The sequence below is a fragment of the Geitlerinema sp. PCC 9228 genome (assembly GCF_001870905.1).
Classification (GTDB): domain Bacteria; phylum Cyanobacteriota; class Cyanobacteriia; order Cyanobacteriales; family PCC-9228; genus PCC-9228.
In genome coordinates this window covers 1-17,984 of the sequence record NZ_LNDC01000131.1, presented here as the reverse complement: position 1 = coordinate 17,984, position 17,984 = coordinate 1, and the positions used below count along the sequence as shown (strand labels likewise).

At 47.6% G+C, this 17,984-nt stretch carries 13 protein-coding genes; all 13 read left to right on the top strand.

Annotated elements, in window-relative coordinates:
- Window positions 1-3: 3 nt before the first annotated feature.
- The 13 genes from AS151_RS13620 (at window position 4) to AS151_RS13560 (ending at window position 17,844) form a co-directional block, all read left to right on the top strand.
- Window positions 4-861, top strand: coding sequence for an ABC transporter permease (locus AS151_RS13620; RefSeq protein WP_084639586.1), 858 nt, complete (start codon window positions 4-6; stop codon window positions 859-861).
- 55 nt (window positions 862-916) lie between these two features.
- Entirely contained in the window at window positions 917-2,368 is a 1,452-nt protein-coding gene (locus AS151_RS13615; RefSeq protein WP_071517602.1) for an ABC transporter ATP-binding protein, read from the top strand.
- 283 nt (window positions 2,369-2,651) lie between these two features.
- A complete protein-coding gene (locus tag AS151_RS13610; protein ID WP_071517601.1) occupies window positions 2,652-3,518 on the top strand; it encodes a methyltransferase domain-containing protein in 867 nt (288 codons plus the stop codon).
- Window positions 3,519-3,520: 2 nt separating this feature from the next.
- The gene (locus AS151_RS13605) at window positions 3,521-4,528 is read left to right on the top strand and encodes a sulfotransferase (RefSeq protein WP_071517600.1); all 1,008 of its coding nucleotides are present in this window, start codon (window positions 3,521-3,523) and stop codon (window positions 4,526-4,528) included.
- Between the two features lie 30 nt (window positions 4,529-4,558).
- Window positions 4,559-7,936 (top strand): glycosyltransferase, encoded by a 3,378-nt coding sequence (locus AS151_RS13600; RefSeq protein WP_071517599.1) that lies wholly within the window; start codon window positions 4,559-4,561, stop codon window positions 7,934-7,936.
- A gap of 134 nt (window positions 7,937-8,070) precedes the next feature.
- On the top strand, window positions 8,071-8,934 hold the full coding sequence (locus AS151_RS13595; protein ID WP_071517598.1) for a class I SAM-dependent methyltransferase: 864 nt from the start codon (window positions 8,071-8,073) through the stop codon (window positions 8,932-8,934).
- 14 nt (window positions 8,935-8,948) lie between these two features.
- Entirely contained in the window at window positions 8,949-10,070 is a 1,122-nt protein-coding gene (locus AS151_RS13590) for a glycosyltransferase (RefSeq protein ID WP_139240660.1), read from the top strand.
- Window positions 10,057-11,319, top strand: a complete 1,263-nt coding sequence (locus tag AS151_RS13585) for a class I SAM-dependent methyltransferase (RefSeq protein WP_071517596.1) — start codon at window positions 10,057-10,059, stop codon at window positions 11,317-11,319. Before AS151_RS13590 ends, AS151_RS13585 begins: the two co-directional genes overlap by 14 nt.
- A 35-nt stretch (window positions 11,320-11,354) precedes the next feature.
- Window positions 11,355-12,266, top strand: coding sequence for a glycosyltransferase (locus AS151_RS13580; protein ID WP_084639594.1), 912 nt, complete (start codon window positions 11,355-11,357; stop codon window positions 12,264-12,266).
- A gap of 3 nt (window positions 12,267-12,269) precedes the next feature.
- Entirely contained in the window at window positions 12,270-13,034 is a 765-nt protein-coding gene (locus AS151_RS13575) for a sulfotransferase domain-containing protein (RefSeq protein ID WP_071517594.1), read from the top strand.
- A 57-nt stretch (window positions 13,035-13,091) separates the two neighbouring features.
- Window positions 13,092-13,820: a class I SAM-dependent methyltransferase gene (locus tag AS151_RS13570; protein WP_244533013.1), complete on the top strand. Its 729-nt coding sequence runs from the start codon at window positions 13,092-13,094 to the stop codon at window positions 13,818-13,820.
- A gap of 83 nt (window positions 13,821-13,903) precedes the next feature.
- Entirely contained in the window at window positions 13,904-15,187 is a 1,284-nt protein-coding gene (locus AS151_RS13565; protein WP_071517593.1) for a glycosyltransferase family 4 protein, read from the top strand.
- A 53-nt stretch (window positions 15,188-15,240) separates the two neighbouring features.
- Entirely contained in the window at window positions 15,241-17,844 is a 2,604-nt protein-coding gene (locus AS151_RS13560) for a tetratricopeptide repeat protein (RefSeq protein WP_084639584.1), read from the top strand.
- Window positions 17,845-17,984 lie beyond the last annotated feature (140 nt).

Below are 17,984 nucleotides of genomic sequence, written 5' to 3'. Positions count from 1 at the left end.
TGAATGAGCTTTCTGAAAGAAACGCGATCGCGAGGAAGCAACGTCAAATCCCGGCTGTTTTCCTTGAATCCGCAATGGCGCTTTAAGTTGGATTTGTTAAAAACCTTAGTACGTCGGGATTTGGAAGCCAAATACAAAGGATCGGTTTTAGGCAACTTCTGGCCGCTACTCAACCAACTGGCCCAACTTTTAATTTACACCTACGTATTTTCGGTAGTTCTCAACCTAAAACTCAATCTAGAAGACCTCCCCCAAACCAACGTGGGATTTGGGTTGTGGCTGTTTGCCGGTTTGTTGCCTTGGACCACCTTTGTCACCGGTTTCATACAGTCCACCAGTGCAGTGGTCAACCAACCCAATCTGGTCAAAAAAGTCGTCTTTCCCCTCTCCCTGCTGCCCATCATACCGATTTTCTCTACATTTATTGAAAGCTTAATGGGATTGTTGGTGCTGCTGCTTTTAATCGCGATCGCGACCCAACAACTCCCCCACACCATTTGGTTGTTACCCCTAGTCGCCATTCCCCACTTTCTCTTCACCGCAGGCTTGGGATATCTATCCGCCGGGTTAACCGTCTTTTTGCGGGACATTCCCCAAACCCTCAACGTCCTCATGAGCCTGTGGTTTTACCTCACCCCCATCGTCTATCCGGTCAGCCTCATTCCCGAACAGTGGCAGCAGTGGGTATTGCTGTTAAACCCCATGGCCGCCTTTTCCCAAGTCTATCGCGACCTCACCCTAGTGGGACAGGTGCGGCACCTGTTGCCTTGGTCGGTAGCTGCCGCCGTCTCCGTGGTCGTTGCCTATCTCGGGTTTAGCTGCTACCGTCGCCTGCGGGGTGCCTTTGCCGATGTCTTATAACCTGCTTTCACCGAACGCCTGAAGAGCACCTATCGAAACCACCTTCACGAATCCAATGAGTGAGATTGCCATTTCGCTCCAAAATGTATGCAAGTGCTTCAAGCGATACCACCATCCGGTCGATCGCCTCAAGGAACTCCTGCTGCCAGGAAAAAGCCGTGCTGAAGAATTTTGGGCGCTACAAAACATTAATTTAGAAGTCGCCTGGGGAGAAACCCTCGGCATTGTCGGACGCAATGGATCTGGCAAAAGTACCCTCTTACAAATTATTGCCGGTACCCTGCTGCCAACCACCGGAGAGGTTTCGGTAGGGGGAAAAATTTCCGCATTGCTAGAATTGGGAAGCGGTTTTAACCCAGAATTTACCGGGCGGCAAAACGTTTTTTTTAACGGCCAGTTGCTCGGCCTCACCCCCGCACAAATCGACGCCAAATTCAACGATATTGCCGGTTTTGCCGATATTGGCGATTTTATCGACCGACCGGTAAAAACTTACTCCAGCGGTATGTTCATGCGGCTGGCGTTTGCTGTCGCCATTAACGTGGAACCGGATATTCTGGTGGTCGATGAGGCACTTTCCGTTGGCGATGAAGCTTTCCAGCGCAAGTGTTTCGCACGCATTCGCGAGATTCGGGAAAGGGGAGGCATTATTTTGTTCGTCTCCCACTCCGCTTCCCAGGTGTTGGAACTGTGCGATGAAGCCGTTTTGATGGACCACGGGGAACTGCTGCTGCGCCACCATCCCAAGGTGGTTTTGGACAAATACCACAAGCTCATTTATGCACCCAGCGAGCAATATCCCTTCCTGCGCCAGGAAATTTGCCATAGTCAGCAATCTTCCCTGACTGCTTTGACCCCCCAAAAGGAGACCTCCACCGCGCTGGAGTTAAAAACCAGTCGCAACGGTCACGACAGGGAAACCAGCGAAGCAACGGCGATGGAGGAGTTTTTTGACCCCAATTTGGTTCCCGATTCCACCACTTCGTATATTTCCCGCGGTGCCACCATTATCGACCCCCAGGTGACGACCCCCGAGGGGATGGTGGTTAACAATCTGATTAGCCGTCGCGACTATATTTACACCTATGCCATTCGCTTTCAAAAGTCGGCTAACAACGTTCGTTTGGGGATGCTAATCAAAACCGTACGGGGATTGGAGTTAGGTGGCGCTTCTTTTGTGACGGCTTCGCAAACCGAAAGCCATATCGAGGCGGGTACCTTGCTAACGGTACAATTTCATTTTAAATGCGTGCTCAATCCTGGGGTTTATTTTCTCAATGCTGGGGTTTCCGGCGTGGTCGATGGTCAGTTTACCTATATGGACCGGCGCATTGATGTGGCGATGTTTCGCGTTCTTCCTAACAACGACTCCTTCAGCAGCGGTATTGTGGATCTGCTGATCGAACCGCAGCTGACTTCCCGCGAACAAATCTCCATCCAAAATCCATCAAGTCAGCCCCCCCGGCTGAAGCACGGGGGTTTCATGCCTCCAGCTTCAGGTAGCTGATCGGCTTAAATCTTAACGAACTGACTACGTTTTTCAGGTCATGGTACCTACAAATGCTTTCGGTGTTGGTCGCCCTGCCGTTAACGGTTAAACTGCCCTAACAGGGGAAGGCAGTGCCGTTAGCCCCACCAGTCCTAAAAACATTGGCGAGGAAAACATTCCCCGTTTGACGGAGATTTCCATGTCAAATTTGGTTAACGTATCGAAGATTTTCCGTGAAAGTGAAGTAAATGCTTTGTTCCCCAATTTTTGATTCTTTTGGATTTCTGCTGAGGTTGGTTTTATGAAACGCGATGACATTGAACGTCGCCGGCAAGAGATTGTTGATGCTTTTGGCGAATGGACCAATCACAATATTTGTTTGCAAGAGGATTTGTACACCATTGATTCCCATCGTTTGGTGGGGTCGGAAGTAAAGGTACAGCGAATTTTGCAAATTGTTGCCGATTGGATGCCCAATTCTTGGGAAAATTTGCGGGTGTTGGATTTGGCTTGTTTGGAAGGATTGTACGGACTGGAAATGGCTTTGCAAGGGGCGGATGTGGTAGGAATTGAGGCGCGCTCAGCCAATTTGGAAAAGGCGCGGTTTGCTAAAAAGGTTTTGGGTACCAAAAATATCTCTTTTTGTCAAGATGATGTGCGCTATTTTTCTGCGGAAAAATACGGTTATTTTGACGTGATTCTTTGTTTGGGAATTCTTTACCATTTAGACGTTCCCGATGTATTTTCTTTTTTGGAAAATATTGCTCACGCTTGCCGCGGTTTGGTAATTTTGGACACCCATGTTGCTTTGAATGCCGAAATTTCCTATCAGTACCAGCAGCAAACTTATTGGGGACGTATTTACAGCGAACATAGTCCTAAATCGAGTTTGAAAGAAAGAAAAAACGTGCTTTGGTCTTCTTTGGATAACGTGCAAAGTTTCTGGCTAACGCGCGCTTCGCTATTGAATTTTTGCGATCGCGTTGGGTTTACATCTGTTTACGAATGCCACCAACCTTTGGTACCAAAATATGAAGTTATGCGACAGCAAAAACAAGCCGATCGCGCTACATTTGTAGCAATCAAAGGAACGCCAACGCGGGTAAAAACGTCCTCCCATTTATATAATTTTCCCAAACCCCAGTGGCAGGAAATGTGGGAGACATAGAAATGCTACATCCACCACTTGCGATCGCGGGAATGCATCGTTCCGGTACGTCACTGACAGCAGCTTTTTTGCAGGCGTTGGGAGTCGATTTGGGGGAAGAATTTTGGCAGGCAGATCGACACAATGCCAAAGGCTATTTTGAAGATATTGATTTTTTGCAATTTCAGCGATCGCTATTAGCGGATTGCTGTCCGCAAGACGATGGCGGTTGGGTCGATTGGGGATGGACAGAAAACGAACAATTAGACCGCCAAAAATTTTCCAACTATACAGAAGCTGCCAAAGAACTTCTCCGCAAACGCCAGAAACATCGCTGGTGGGGATGGAAAGATCCGCGCACCACCCTTTTACTTGATTTTTGGCAGGAATTGCTACCAGAAACCAATTACATATTGGTCTATCGCTATCCTTGGGATGTGGTGGATTCCATTTTCCGTTTGAACGCACCCATTTTTTTAGAAAACCCCGACTATCCCCTAAAAATTTGGCAGTATTACAATCGCCACCTGTGGGACTTTTATCGCCGCCATCCCCACCGCTGTATTTTATGCAATGTCAATCGTTTGTGGGAGGAACCAGAAAAACTCGTACAATTATTGCGGGAGAAATTTCAATTTTCGTCCCCCCCCCATTGGCAAGCCAAACCAGAAGCTGCTTCTATTTTCGACGCGCAAATGTTTCGCCAGTTACCTAGAAACCATCCTCTGGTGGGTTTGCTGGAACGCTTGTATCCGGAAAGCCTGCAACTTTTGGCAAATTTGGATAGTGTTGCCGATTTGCCTAGCGGTTTTTCGGGTAATTTATCAAACTCGGAAAATAGCGAGGCGGCGGAATTGGTTTTGCAAATGTATCGAGATAGCCTGCAATCGATGCAGCAACAACAAAAATACCTGTGGGAACTCCAACAATTGCGATCGCAACTAGCCACCATCCAAGCTTCCAAATTTTGGCCGGTCTATCAAGGTTGGCACAATTTCAAAAAGCAGGTATGGGGATGGTTTTTCCGGTAAAATAGGAAAGCATTTCGAGGAGACGTTGCTATGAACCAGCCGCAAATCTGGGAAGAACCAGACAGCCAAATTGCCAAAACCCCTGACGAGAAAACAGATATTGCCGTTTCAGTCATTATTCCCTGTTACAACCACGGGGAATTTCTTCTAGAGGCCATTGCCAGCGTGGAAACCTGCCAGCAACCGATTTACGAAATTCTTATTATTGACGATGCTTCTACAGAGGAACTTACCCAAAAGACCCTTACTTATTTAAAAGAACGAGGCTATCGAGTTATCGAACACCAAGAAAATGCTGGTTTGGCAGCGGCGAGAAATACAGGTGTAAAAGCAGCGCAGGGTCGCTATTTTTTACCTTTGGATGCGGACAATCGCATTCGCGCCAATTATATTACCAAAGGTGCGGAAATTTTGGATACCTATCCCCAAGTGGGTGTGGTTCACGGCTATGCGGAACTGTTTGGCGAGAAAACGGGAACTTGGGAATTTCCCGAAGTGGATTTAAGTCAAATTCTCAATGGCAATCAAATCGATGCTTGTGCAGTGATTCGCAAGCGGGTTTGGCAAGACTGTGGTGGTTACGATCCCCATATTCCCAAACAGTTGGGATATGAAGATTGGGATTTTTGGCTGTCAGCTTTGGAAAACCAATGGCAGTTTTATCGCCTTCCGGAAGTTTTGTTTGACTATCGCTGCCGCCACAACTCTATGGTGAGTGCTTGTAACTTGCCAGAAAACCGCCGCCAGCTGGTTCGATACATCAGTCAAAAGCATTTGCGTTTGTATACAGCGCATTTTGCCAACGTATTTGCAGAGGCAGAATTTCGCTATTTATCGGAACAGGAAAAACGCCGTGAAATTGAATTACAATTAGAGCGATCGCTAAAAAAACAAGAAGATTTGTCCCGACAGTTACAGCGATCGCAAACACAGCTACAACAGTTGCGATCGCAAGTAGAACCCCTGCAAGCCAAATTGCAGCAAACCGAACGCCAGTGGCAGCAAAAACTCTGGCAAAAAGAACAAGAATTTGCCGAAAAATCCCAAAAACTCCATCAAGAACGCGAAGAAATTCGCCAGCAATACGAACAAAAACTGCAGCAACAAGAAGCAGACCAGGCGCAAGCGCAATCTCAGTGGCAATCGCAGCTACAAAAAACCCAACAAGAACTATCCACCACCCAATGGCAACTCGATCGCGCCAATTTAACCATCACGGCCATGGAAACCAGCAAGTTTTGGCAGCTGCGCAATGCCTGGTTTCGCTTGAAAAACCGCCTGAAATTTCTCTTCACCAGAAATCCCGACTACCTGAAAGCGCCAACGGTAGAAGTGGGAATGCCACCGATTCCCCAATCGCAGCCGACACCAGCAACCACAACGCCACCAGATTCCCAATCGCAAGCTTTTTTTGAGGAAGTTCCCTACCCACCACCACTACAACCTCATACAGCAACGGTAGATATTATTGTTTGCGTTCACAACGCTTTGGCAGATGTCAAACGGTGTTTGGCGTCTGTGATTCGCTACACCTCCATGCCATACCACCTAATTTTGGTAGACGACGGCAGCAAGGTGGAAACCAAAACCTATTTAGAACGCTTTGCCACTTCCCAAAACGCCACCCTACTACGCAATGAAAACGCGCGCGGCTACACCCTAGCGGCCAACCAGGGATTGCGACAATCCAGCGGCGATTATGCTTTGCTGTTGAACAGCGATACCATTGTGACACCCAATTGGCTCGATCGCATGGTTCAATGTGCCGAATCCGACCCTACCATTGGTTTGGTGGGACCGCTTTCCAATAAAGCTTCTTGGCAGTCGGTTCCGGAAATTTTTGACGAACGCGGCGATTGGGCCGATAATTTTCTGCCAGAGGGAATGGATACTGCAGAAGTAGCCAATGCGATCGCGCAGGTATCGGCGCGGTTGTACCCCCGCATTCCGTTTCTCAATGGGTTCTGTTTGTTGATTCGGCGACGGCTAATTGAAGATATTGGCATTTTCGACGAAGAAACCTTTGCTGCCGGATATGGAGAAGAGAACGATTATTGCCTACGAACCCGTCAGGCGGGATGGCAATTGGCGGTTGCTGACGATGCCTACGTTTACCACCACCAGGCGCGCAGTTACACCAGCGATCGCCGTCGCCGCCTCTGCGAAAATGCCGATCGCCTTTTAGCCAGCAAACACGGTCAAGACCTCATTACCTTTGGCGTTAGCCAATGCCGGGAAAACCGGGTGTTAGAAGGCATCCGGGTCCGTGTCCGCAATTTGTGGCAACAGCGGGAACTCATCGAGAAAGGGATGGCGAAATGGGAAGGCAAGCGAGTTCTCTTTTTACTACCAATTTCCGAACCTGGCGGTGGTGGCAATTTGGTCCTGCAAGCGGCGCAAGCCATGCAAGAAATGGGAGTAGACGCCAGAATTGCCAATTGGACGCATATGCAAGCTGGTTTTGAACGGGGATATCCCGACCTGCCGGTTCCGGTGGTTTATGCGGAAGGTCCGCAGGAGTTGGGGAAGATTCTTCCCAAGTTTGATGCAGTGGTTGCCACTTTATATGCTTCTGTGGAGTGGATGGATGCACTCGATCGCTTTCCCAATCAAACGGTGAAAGCTTATTACATCCTGGATTTTGAGCCTTATTTCTTTTCTCCTGGGTCTGCCGAATACAAACGCGCCTGGAATTCCTACACCCGCTACCGGGATTTGGTCCGCATTACCAAAACGCCGTGGAATCGCGATGAGGTAAAAAAACATATCGGCGTAGATTGTGCGTTAATTGGTCCCAGCGCCAATGTAGACTTGTTTCGTCCGCGACCTTTCCAACAGCTGCGGCAGGAAAATTCCCTGCTTCGACATGGATCGGCCAAAGTACGCATTGCAGCGATGATTCGTCCCAGTACCCCACGACGCAATCCGCGGTTTACGATGGAAGTCTTGCGGGAAATCGACCGTCGCTTTGGTGGCGATGTGGATATTGTTTTGTTTGGCTGCCTTTCGGAAGACCCCCGTTTCCAAGAACTTCCCCACGATTTTACCTGGCGCCATGCTGGCATGTTAAAACGCCGCCAAGTAGCTGCTTTGATGAACGAAGCGGATATTTTTGTGGATTTTTCTAAATTTCAAGCTTTGGGGGTGACGGCGTTGGAAGCGATGCTTTGCGGAACGGCTGTTGTGGTTCCCCGCCGCGGTGGTTCGGTGAGTTTTGTCCGCGATGGAGAAAATGGGTTGGTGGTAGATAGCGAATCCCACGAAGATTGTGTGGCGGCGGTGAGTCGTTTGGTTGGCGATCGCTATTTGCGCGATGGTTTGGTTCGTCAAGCCATGGCAGACGCTTGCCAGTATTTCCCGCAGCGATCGGCGTACAATATGCTAGAGGTTTTGTTTGATGGCGCGTAATTCTATGTGGCTCGCTAGCAAATCGCTGGGTACGTGGTACAATTCACCGCACTGACAAATGTGCGTTGCTTTGATTTGGGATGGTCTTCTATTGAACTGCGTTGCAGCCTTGGGTCCTGTATTTTGAATAGGTTATGGATTTTGCAACCATTTGGCAACGGCTACAAAGTTACGAAATTGGCGGTTTTTGGCCGGAATCGATTTTTTTACTTCCCGAAGATGCGATCGCCGATATTTACGAGTTTGTTGCTAGCCATCAGTTGCATTGGGGGTTGGAATTGGGATGCGGTTTCGGAACCACCAGCTGCGTGATGGCGGCGGCGGTGGCAGCGAATGGCGGTGGCAAAGTGGTGGCTTGCGATCGCCAGCTATACGAATCGGTCAATCCCTACCGTTTGCAAGAACATACCCAAGTTGGCGATACCTTGGAAGTGGCGATCGAACCGTTGGGATACAATTGGTATTTGGCCGATTTAATTGCCAAACAGACCCAAGACAATATTTGTACTCCCATTTTTGATTTTTGTTTTTTGGATGGCGCGCATCAATGGGAAACCGATGGGTTGGCTTTTGCGTTGGTGGCGAAATTGCTAAAACCGGGGGGATGGATCGTTTTTGACGATTTGAATTTTGTTTTGCGTGGCTGTATTCCCAACTGGCGAGAAGAATTTGGCCATTTAAGCGATCGCGAATTGGATACTCCCCAAGTAGAAATGGTCTACGAATTGCTGGTCAAACAGCATCCCGATTTTACCGATTTTGCCATTACCCACGGCGGTCGCATGGGTTGGGCCAGAAAACGCGAATCCAGCCAAATTTCTGCCACGGAACAGCAAGTCAAACACTTACAGAATTCCATTACCCAATTGCAAGCGGAATTACTACACCAACAAGCCATGATTGCTGCCATGAAAAGCAGCAAATTTTGGCGGCTGCGCAGTTCCTGGTTGAAAATGAAGAAGTTTCTGCATTTACCAACCACTGAAGAAATGGTTTAATTCCCGACCAACTGTTGGCGAATTGTATTGACCCCCACCAGCCAGATATTTTCATGAAAGTCCACGTTATCTACGAACATACCCACCCCCACGAACCCCACAGTACCTCCCATATTCGCTTGTTGCGACCGCTGCAGCATCCCAGCATCGCGAATTCGTTTCGGCTGAGCTACGATACTCAGTATCGTTCGGCCGATGTTGCGATTGTAGAACGGCTTTGGCAACCTCAAACGGTCTCTCTAGAAAAAGTGGAGGCTTTGGTGGAACAAATCCGCCGCGATAATACTTGTTTGATTTACAGTCTCGATGATAATTTACTTGATTTACCCAAACACCGACCTTCCCAAAAGGGATTGACGCTAGAACAAAAAATGACGATCCGCTATCTGGTTCGCGAAGCGGATGGGGTGTTGGTTTCTACGGAAAATCTCCAGCAGCGTTTGTTAGGAATGAATGCCAATGTTTTTGTGGTTCCCAATGCTATTGACGAACAATTGTTAGGCAAAAAAGCGGCGGCGCAGCCAAGAAATCCTTCCCAAAAGCTGGTTTTGGGGTACATGGGAACCTATACCCACGATGGGGATATGATGATGGTTTTGCAGGCGTTGCGGGAAGTTTTGTACAAACATCGAGATACTTGGGAATTGCAGTTGGTGGGGGGGATTTCCGAGTCTTCAGTTCTGGAAGCCTTCGCGGGGATGCCTTGGCAAATTTTGGATGTGGGAAAACACGGCGAGTATCCCAATTTTGTCCGTTGGATGCAACAAAATCTCCATTGGGATTTAGCGATCGCGCCTTTAGAAAACAATCCTTTTAGCAATTGTAAGTCGGATATCAAATTTTTGGATTACAGTGCTTTGGGAATTCCCTGTATTTGCAGTAACGTTCCTGCCTATCAAAATACTGTACGCCATTGGGAAACTGGATATTTAACTGACAACCATCCCGATGCCTGGGTTGAGGCATTGGATTTCATGATGGTAAACCATTCCCAACGCCAAACCATAGCCAATCGAGCCAAGGAATACGTATTTTCCCAGCGTACCCTCCAGCATACTGCTTGGCAGTGGCGCGATGCTATTCAAACCATCGTTCGTAACACTCAAACTGCTCGCAAAAATTATGTCAAACGCTAACAGTTCCGTATCGGCCATTTTAGATTCTACCCAAACCCACGTAGGAGAAATTACTTCCCAAGTTCACCTGTCGCAAAAATTCCGCGCAACGAACAATCGCCTCAACGGAATCTCTCTGTTGGTGGCTACCTATTGCCAGCAAATTGATGCCACAGTTTATGTCACCATTTGGAATCGCGATCGCACGGAAAAATTACGCCAGATTTCTCAATCTACCCGTTCCTTTGCTGATAATAGCTGGCAATCTTTTTATTTTGACCCTATTTTAGATAGCAACAATAAAATTTATTGGTTTGATATTACCAGCGATAGCTTGCCAGGAAATGCTATTACTCTATGGACAAATCATAATTTTACCGATATTTGTTGGCGAAATCAAGACCCCCTAGCGGCAGCCATTTGTTTTTCCTGTTGCTACCGTCAAGCCACTGCTTATCAACTGGATGGGTTTTTGTTTCCCCACAAAGAACACAAGCCATCTATCGACCTAGAAACAGAAGAAAAGTTACATCGCATTCTTTGGGAATGTGTTGCTCGGAAAGGTCTTTATTTTTTGAGGTTGGCCCATTTAGCCGATGGGTTGGGGAAAACAGAAGGCGTAGAAAAAATTTTATCGGTTGGCTGCGGGGAAGCTTATCAAGAATCTTTTTTGGCTGGCAGGCTTCCCCAGGTTCGCATCGATGCCACTGATATTTCTATAGCAGAATCCCAGGTTAATCGCAATTCTTTTGCCAATTTACAGTTTTACGAACGGGATATTTTACAAATCGATCCGACACCAGAATACGACCTGGTCATGTCGATTGAATGTTTGGAACACATTCAAAATTACGAACGCGCTTTTCAACAGATGGCAGCGAAGGTAAAACCAGGGAAATATTTGTACATCTCGGTTCCTTTTGCCTCGAAACAAGAACAGCAAGACCCAGATTTATGCCAGCAAGAATGGGAAAATTTCCAGCACTATCTTCCGGGATTTGCTTTTGCAGATTTGTATCGCTTGTTTGCCGATAATGGCTTTCGGGTGTTGCAAGCTACCAATATGTTCCATGTTAGCGTCCAAGGAAATATAAATCGCTGGCTATCTGTAATGGATACAGCAAATATAGAACCGGCTTTGCCTGAGATTTTGAATCTATTTTTATTCGATATTACCAACCAACAATACACCTGTCGTAGGGATGGGGTGTTGGGAATTCGCTTTTTGGGTCAGAAAATCACGGCTAGCGACTACCAAGCAGCGGTATAAACATGTTGGGAAGGTTTGCTAAGCAATATCGAAGCATGCGCGTTGCTGCTTATATTACGGCTTACGAGGATGCGGCGGCGGTTGCGGCATGTATTGCTGGCATTCGCCAACAGTCGCTGGCGGTGGAACATATTTTGGTGGTGGATAATTCCCAAACTCCCATTGTTGGCAATGCCGATGGTTCGCAAATGTCGATTTTTCACCATCCGGAAAATATTGGGGTGGGTGGGGGATTGTGTTTGGGTTTGCAATGGGCGATCGCGAAAGGATACGATTTTTTATGGATGTTGGATCAAGATAGCATTCCAGCACCAGACTGTTTGGAAAAATTGCTACAGGTTTATCAAGAATATTGTTGTTTTTATTCTATTGGAATTGTAGCGCCTACTGCCATCGATCCGAGAAATAATACGGTCATTGAAGGTGCTTATTTCGATCGCGATCGCTTTTTACCCCGCCACCGGTCTATCCATTCTACCAAACCTTATCCCTGCGATGCGCCGATTACTTCTGGGAGTTTGCTCGATTTACAAGCTGCTGCCAAAATTGCCCTCCCTAACGCTGATTTGTTTATTGATGGCATTGATATGGATTACGGATGGCGGTTGGTTCGCGCCGGCTATCGCAATTTTATTGTTCCCCAGGCTATTTTAACCCACTGCTTTGGCTATCCCATCCATCGAAAATTATTGAAGCGCGATATTTTTTTGCAACACTATCCTCCCTTGCGCCACTATTATATTTGCCGCAACCATACATATTTGGCAATTCAATATGCGCCGGGAAAATGGTTGGTATTTTTGGCGATACTTCGCCGCTGTAAATACGCACTCCATACTATAATTTTGCTGTGGCTTTTTGAAAGCGATCGCAAATATTTATCTATAAGGGCTTGCCTGGTAGGGACTTGGCATGGTATAAGAGGCAAGCTTGGCAAAATCTGGTAGGCAATGCCCGATTTTTTAATTATTGGTACGCAAAAAGGGGGAACGACTTCTCTATACCAATATCTGGTACAGCATCCCCAAATTCTACCGGCAAAAGAGAAGGAAATTCATTTTTTCGATTTGGCTTTCCATTTGGGTGTAGATTGGTACGAGGCCTTTTTTCCGCCGAATCATTTCCCGGCGCAGACCATTTCGGGGGAAGCAACGCCTTACTATTTATTTCATCCTTTGGTTCCCGAACGGGTTTTTCAATGTTATCCGCGTATGAAACTCATTGTTTTGCTTCGCAATCCGGTGGAACGAGCCATCTCTCAATACTACCACGAAGTGCGTTTGGGATTCGAACAATTGTCCCTACCAGATGCGATCGCACAGGAATCCCAACGCTTGCAAGGAGAAGTGGAAAAAATGATTGCCTGCCACTATTATGCCAGCTACAACCACCAGCATTATAGCTACCTATCCCGCGGTCTGTATTTGGAACAAATCCAGCGATGGCTGCAATATTTTCCGCGATCGCAATTTTGCATTCTCCAAAGCGAAAGGTTTTTTCAAAATCCCCAAGCGACCCTCGATCGCGTTTTTTCTTTTTTGCAACTTCCCACCTGTAAAATATCCACAGGTTCCCGTTACAATCGCGGTGAATATCCTAAAAACGTATGCCAACGCTTCGCGCGTTGGCAAGTTCGCCAACCGTTAGCACGTTATTTTAAAGAACCCAACCAACGGCTAGAAGCTTTTTTACAAAAAAATTTTTCTTGGGGATAAACAAAAACGTCGTTTCGATATAAATTAGGAACAAAGATGTCCGCTGGAAAGTCACAGTTGCCAATCGTTGAGGATGCCATTATGGGGAAAGGAATTGATTACGAAGGTGCTTGGAACCGATATGCCAAATCTTGGCAGAAACTGCACCCAGACCTACAATACATCGGCGATGAATGGCAAGGCAAAGGTGCTGGCGCTGCCGATTCCATCGCAACGTACAATACACTCATTGAGCAGCATCTGATTCAACCCTATATCAAACCAGAAGATATAGTGCTCGAAATTGGTGTTGGTGGCGGCAAAACCGCGGCTTTGCTGTTGAAATTTTGCCAAAAACTCCTGTGTGCCGATATTTCAGCACAAATGCTCCAAGCCACCCAAAAGCGGTTGGGAAACGACCGAGTCCGCTATATCAAACTCGATGGTTTGTCGCTAGCCGGCATCGATTCCCACTCGGTGGATGTTTGCTTTTGTTACGACACCATGGTGCATCTGGAACCACGGGATATTTTTAACTACCTGACGCTGATTCCTCGGGTTATGCGCGGTCGGCGATTGTGTATTTTCCACCATACCAATGTTTTGAGCGAGTTGGGATGGCGCAAATTCCTCAGCGAATGGCAAAACAATTTGCTCGGCAAGCGGCAAGGAACTGCCTTTTCGGTGATGACCGATGCCATTATGGAAAAATTTCTAACGCACCTACAGTATGAGATACTTGTTAAAAATACAACCTTGGTTCCCAGAGATTGCATTTGGGTGTGCCGAGCACCAAAGGTCGATTGATGCCATCGCTCTGAGAAGATCGCAAACCAGTTATTTATTCTGACAGATAGTTTTTTTACGACGCAAATCAAACGAGACCGACCATGCGAGTTTTATTTCTCCATCCGAATTTTCCCGCGCAATTCCGCCACGTAGCGGCGGCTTTAGGCAAAGACCCCAACAACCAGGTGGTTTTTGGCACCAAAAACGAACGTCCGGAATGGAAAATTCCTGGCGTTACCAAGGCACTATTCAAACCCAGCCGCAATCCCCATCCCAGTACCCACCACTACGTTCGTCCTTTGGAAAGTGGGGTTCTCTACGGACAGGCGGTCTATCGCATCGCAGAACAGCTAAAAGCCAAAGGATTCGTTCCTGACCTTGTTTACGGACATTCGGGTTGGGGTCCGACCCTGTTTATGAAAGATGCGTTTCCCGATACGCCTTTGATGTGTTATTTTGAATGGTTCTATCGCGCGCGGGGAGCAGATGCGGATTTCGACCCGGCGGACCCGTTGAAACCGGACGATTTATGCCGCATTCGTACTAAAAATGCCCCCATGTTGCTGGATTTGTACAGCAGCGATTGGGGGCTATCGCCAACTTATTGGCAAAAGGCCCAGTTTCCGACGGAGTTTCAAGATAAAATTACGGTTCTCCACGATGGGGTAGATACGGAATATTTTCAACCCAACCGGGAAGCGAAATTGGTTTTGCCGGACTTGGATTTATCCGGTGCAGATGAGATCGTAACTTATGTATCGCGGGGGATGGAGCCCTACCGCGGTTTTCCGGAATTTATTGAGTCCATTGCTTACTTGCAGGAAAAACGCCCCAATTGCCATGTTGTGATTGTGGCGGCGGAACGAGTTTGCTACGGCAAATCCCTTCCCAACGGTAAAAGCTACAAGCAGCACATGCTAGAGAAGATTCCCTTGGATATGTCCCGGGTTCATTTTGTGGGGACACTCCCTTATGGCTTGTACAAGCAAGTTTTGCAGGCGTCGGATGTGCATATTTATTTGACGCGACCTTTTGTTTTGTCTTGGTCGATGATGGAAGCTATGGCTTCTGGCTGTCTGGTCGTTGGGTCCGATACAGCACCAGTGCGAGAGGTCATTCGCGATGGAGAAAATGGTTTGTTGGTGGATTTCTTCTCTCCCAAGCAAATTGCTGACCGGGTTTGTGAAGTTTTGGATCATCCCACCCGCATGGCCGAACTCCGGGAGGAAGCAAGGCAAACGATTGTGGAGCAATATTCCCATGCTGTTTTGTTGCCCAAACATTTACAGTTAATTGAGGAAGTGGCAAGCGGTAAAACGCCAACGGTGACCAGTCCGCAATTGGCCACAGGCGATCGCAAAGAACTGGTTTCTTCCCAAGGATAAATCATCGAGGTTTTTTTCGCTCATTTTATTGGTTCCAGCAGCTAAAGTTAGATATGGCAAGTTCAATCGCTTTAAAAAATGCACTGCGATACCTCCGTTCGGGTAAGCTATCGGCAGCCGAAAAAATCTACAAACATCTCCTCCAACACGAGCCTTACAACGCGGAAGCACTACATTGGCTGGGGGTGGTGGCGTACCAACGCGGTCAATTCAAGGCGGCGATTCCGCTTTTGGAAAAATCGATCGAGCTAGAGCCGGGTAAGGTTATTTTTTATAACAATCTGGGACTGGCTCTGCACGCGCGCGGTTCTCTTTTGGAAGCGGTACAACATTTTCAAAAGGCACTGGTTTTAGGACCATCTACGCCAGGAGAGCGTGAGGAAATTCAGAAAAATCGCCAGCGCAGTGTCGATCGTTTGTTGGTATACTACGAGGATATGGAGCGATGGCATTTCCGGTTGGGCAATGGATCGGAAGCGGCGCAAATGGCAAGGGATGCTGGGGATTTGTGGCAGGAGGTGGAAGCATATGTGGCGGCAGAACGGTCCTACCGGCGTGCTTTGGAACTCCAGCCGGACAACGAACGGGGTTACGAGTGTTTGGCCAAATTATACTTGCAACAGAAAAATATCCCACAAGCGATCGCAGCTTGCTATCGTGCCATTCAATGCCAACCACAATCGGCTTTGGCTTATAAATTATTGGGGAATTGTTTGCTGGCGCGCGGTCAGGATGAAGCGGCGTATCGTGCTTATGTGAAAGCAGTGCAATACCAACCAGATTTTGCCGAAGCTTTTTCCAATATCGGCAGTTTGCTATCCAAACACAATCAGCTGCAACGCGCGATCGCTTATTATGAAAAAGCCCTGGGGTTAAATCCCAATTTGCATGAGGTATATTGGAATTTAGGGAAAGTTTGGGAACGACAGGGAAGACTGGATAAGGCGATTCCAGCTTGGAAACGCGCGATCGAACACCAGCCTCAAGCTTTTGATGGTAAGTCTTACTACCATTTAGCTTCCCGTTTGGTAAATTTAGGCAAAAAAGAAGAGGGGATTTTCTATTTAAAAAAAGCAATTGACCAGCAGCCAGAAGCAGCGATCGCTCATTGGGACTTGTGCGAATTACTGGGAAGCAAATCAGATCTGAGCGAGGCCAGGGAAGCTGCTGAACGAGCTTGCCAAGAATGCACGGGTACGGGAGAAATTTTAGCCAAGGCAATTTTTATCAAAACCCATCTCAAATCGGGATTGAGTCAAGTGGCAGCAGCTCAGTTTCAAAAGTTAGAACCGCTCGTTTACCAGCAATGCAGCCAGCTACAGCCTCACGAACTCACCAAGGTGTACCTCAATGTCCTGTTCGACATGCACCACCTGCGTGATGGTGTGGCTGAAAACGGCAAGCTGTCGCGGTATGTAGGCAACTACTATGGGGCGCACCTCGACCGGCAAATTCAAGCAGCTTTGGGAAATTCGCCGCGGGTGTATCCCACCTTTGACCAACGCAGGCCCCTACGCATTGGGTTCCTTTCCCGTCATTTCCGCCGTCACTCTGTAGGTTGGTGTAGTGCTGATATTCTCCAAGAACTTTCCCAGCTACATACAGAAATTTATCTCTACGTTACTGGAGAAATGAAGGCTGACGACCGCACGGCGTTGTTTGAGAAAGCAGCTACGAAATTTTACCGCAGCCAGCGTTCTAAGGGCAATGCCGATGCTCAAGAAATTATCGAACAAGTCTCTCGGGATGGCATTGATGTACTGGTAGATTTGGATTCTCTCACCGTACTGTCCCATATTGCGATTTTACGAGCACGACCAGCTCCTGTATGCCTTACTTGGCTGGGCTACGATGCCCCATACATTTGCGATCGTAACTATTATCTAAGCGATCGCTTCACCCATCCCCCCGGTGTAGAACCACATTACATAGAAAAAATCATCCGAATGCCTAACTCCTTCACAGCTATTTCTGGATTGCAATGCGCCCCTGGCGCTCGAGAAACCATCCGTCGGGGCATGCGCATAGGAAAAGAGCAAGTAGCCTACTTATGTGCTGCTCCTAGTTTTAAACTTTCCGTCGAGATGGTAGAAGCGCAAATCCAAATTCTGCAGGCAGTTCCCAACAGCATTCTTCTATACAAAGCGCGCGTTGGCGATACCAAAATGATGCAGCAGATATATTGGCGTACCTGCGAAAAATATGGGATCAGTTACAACCGAATCAAATTTATGCCCCGCACTCGCACCGAAGAAGAACACCGTCTCCTTTATAAAATTGCCGATGTCTTGTTAGACTCCTATCCCTACAACGGTGCCACCCATACCCTAGAAGCCCTTTGGCTGCATCTTCCCGTCATTACCCACGTAGGTCAGCAATCTTTCGCCCGCATGGGATATTCCTTACTACACAACGTTGGTTTGCAAGCCGGAATCGCCTGGAATTGGGAAGAATACATCCAAAAAGCCATCTGGCTGGGCAAAGACATCCAAGCTAGAAAAGCAATATCTCAACAACTAGAACGCTCCCAACAACCAGAATCCCTAGCCCCCATCTGGAACCCCAAACAATTTGCTAGCGATATGTACGCCTTATTCCGAGAACTAGCACAAAAGCAAGCTCCCCTAGCTACCGCTACTCGCACCACAGCTCCATAAAAATTATCCCCCTTGATAAGAAATAAACAAAAGGAATCATAGGGGGCAATCTGTAGCAACAATAAAAAAGAAGACTCCTGGCACCGAGCTATTTTCCCAGGCGGTTGCCCGCCAAGTATCTTCGCCGCTACCGCGTTTCA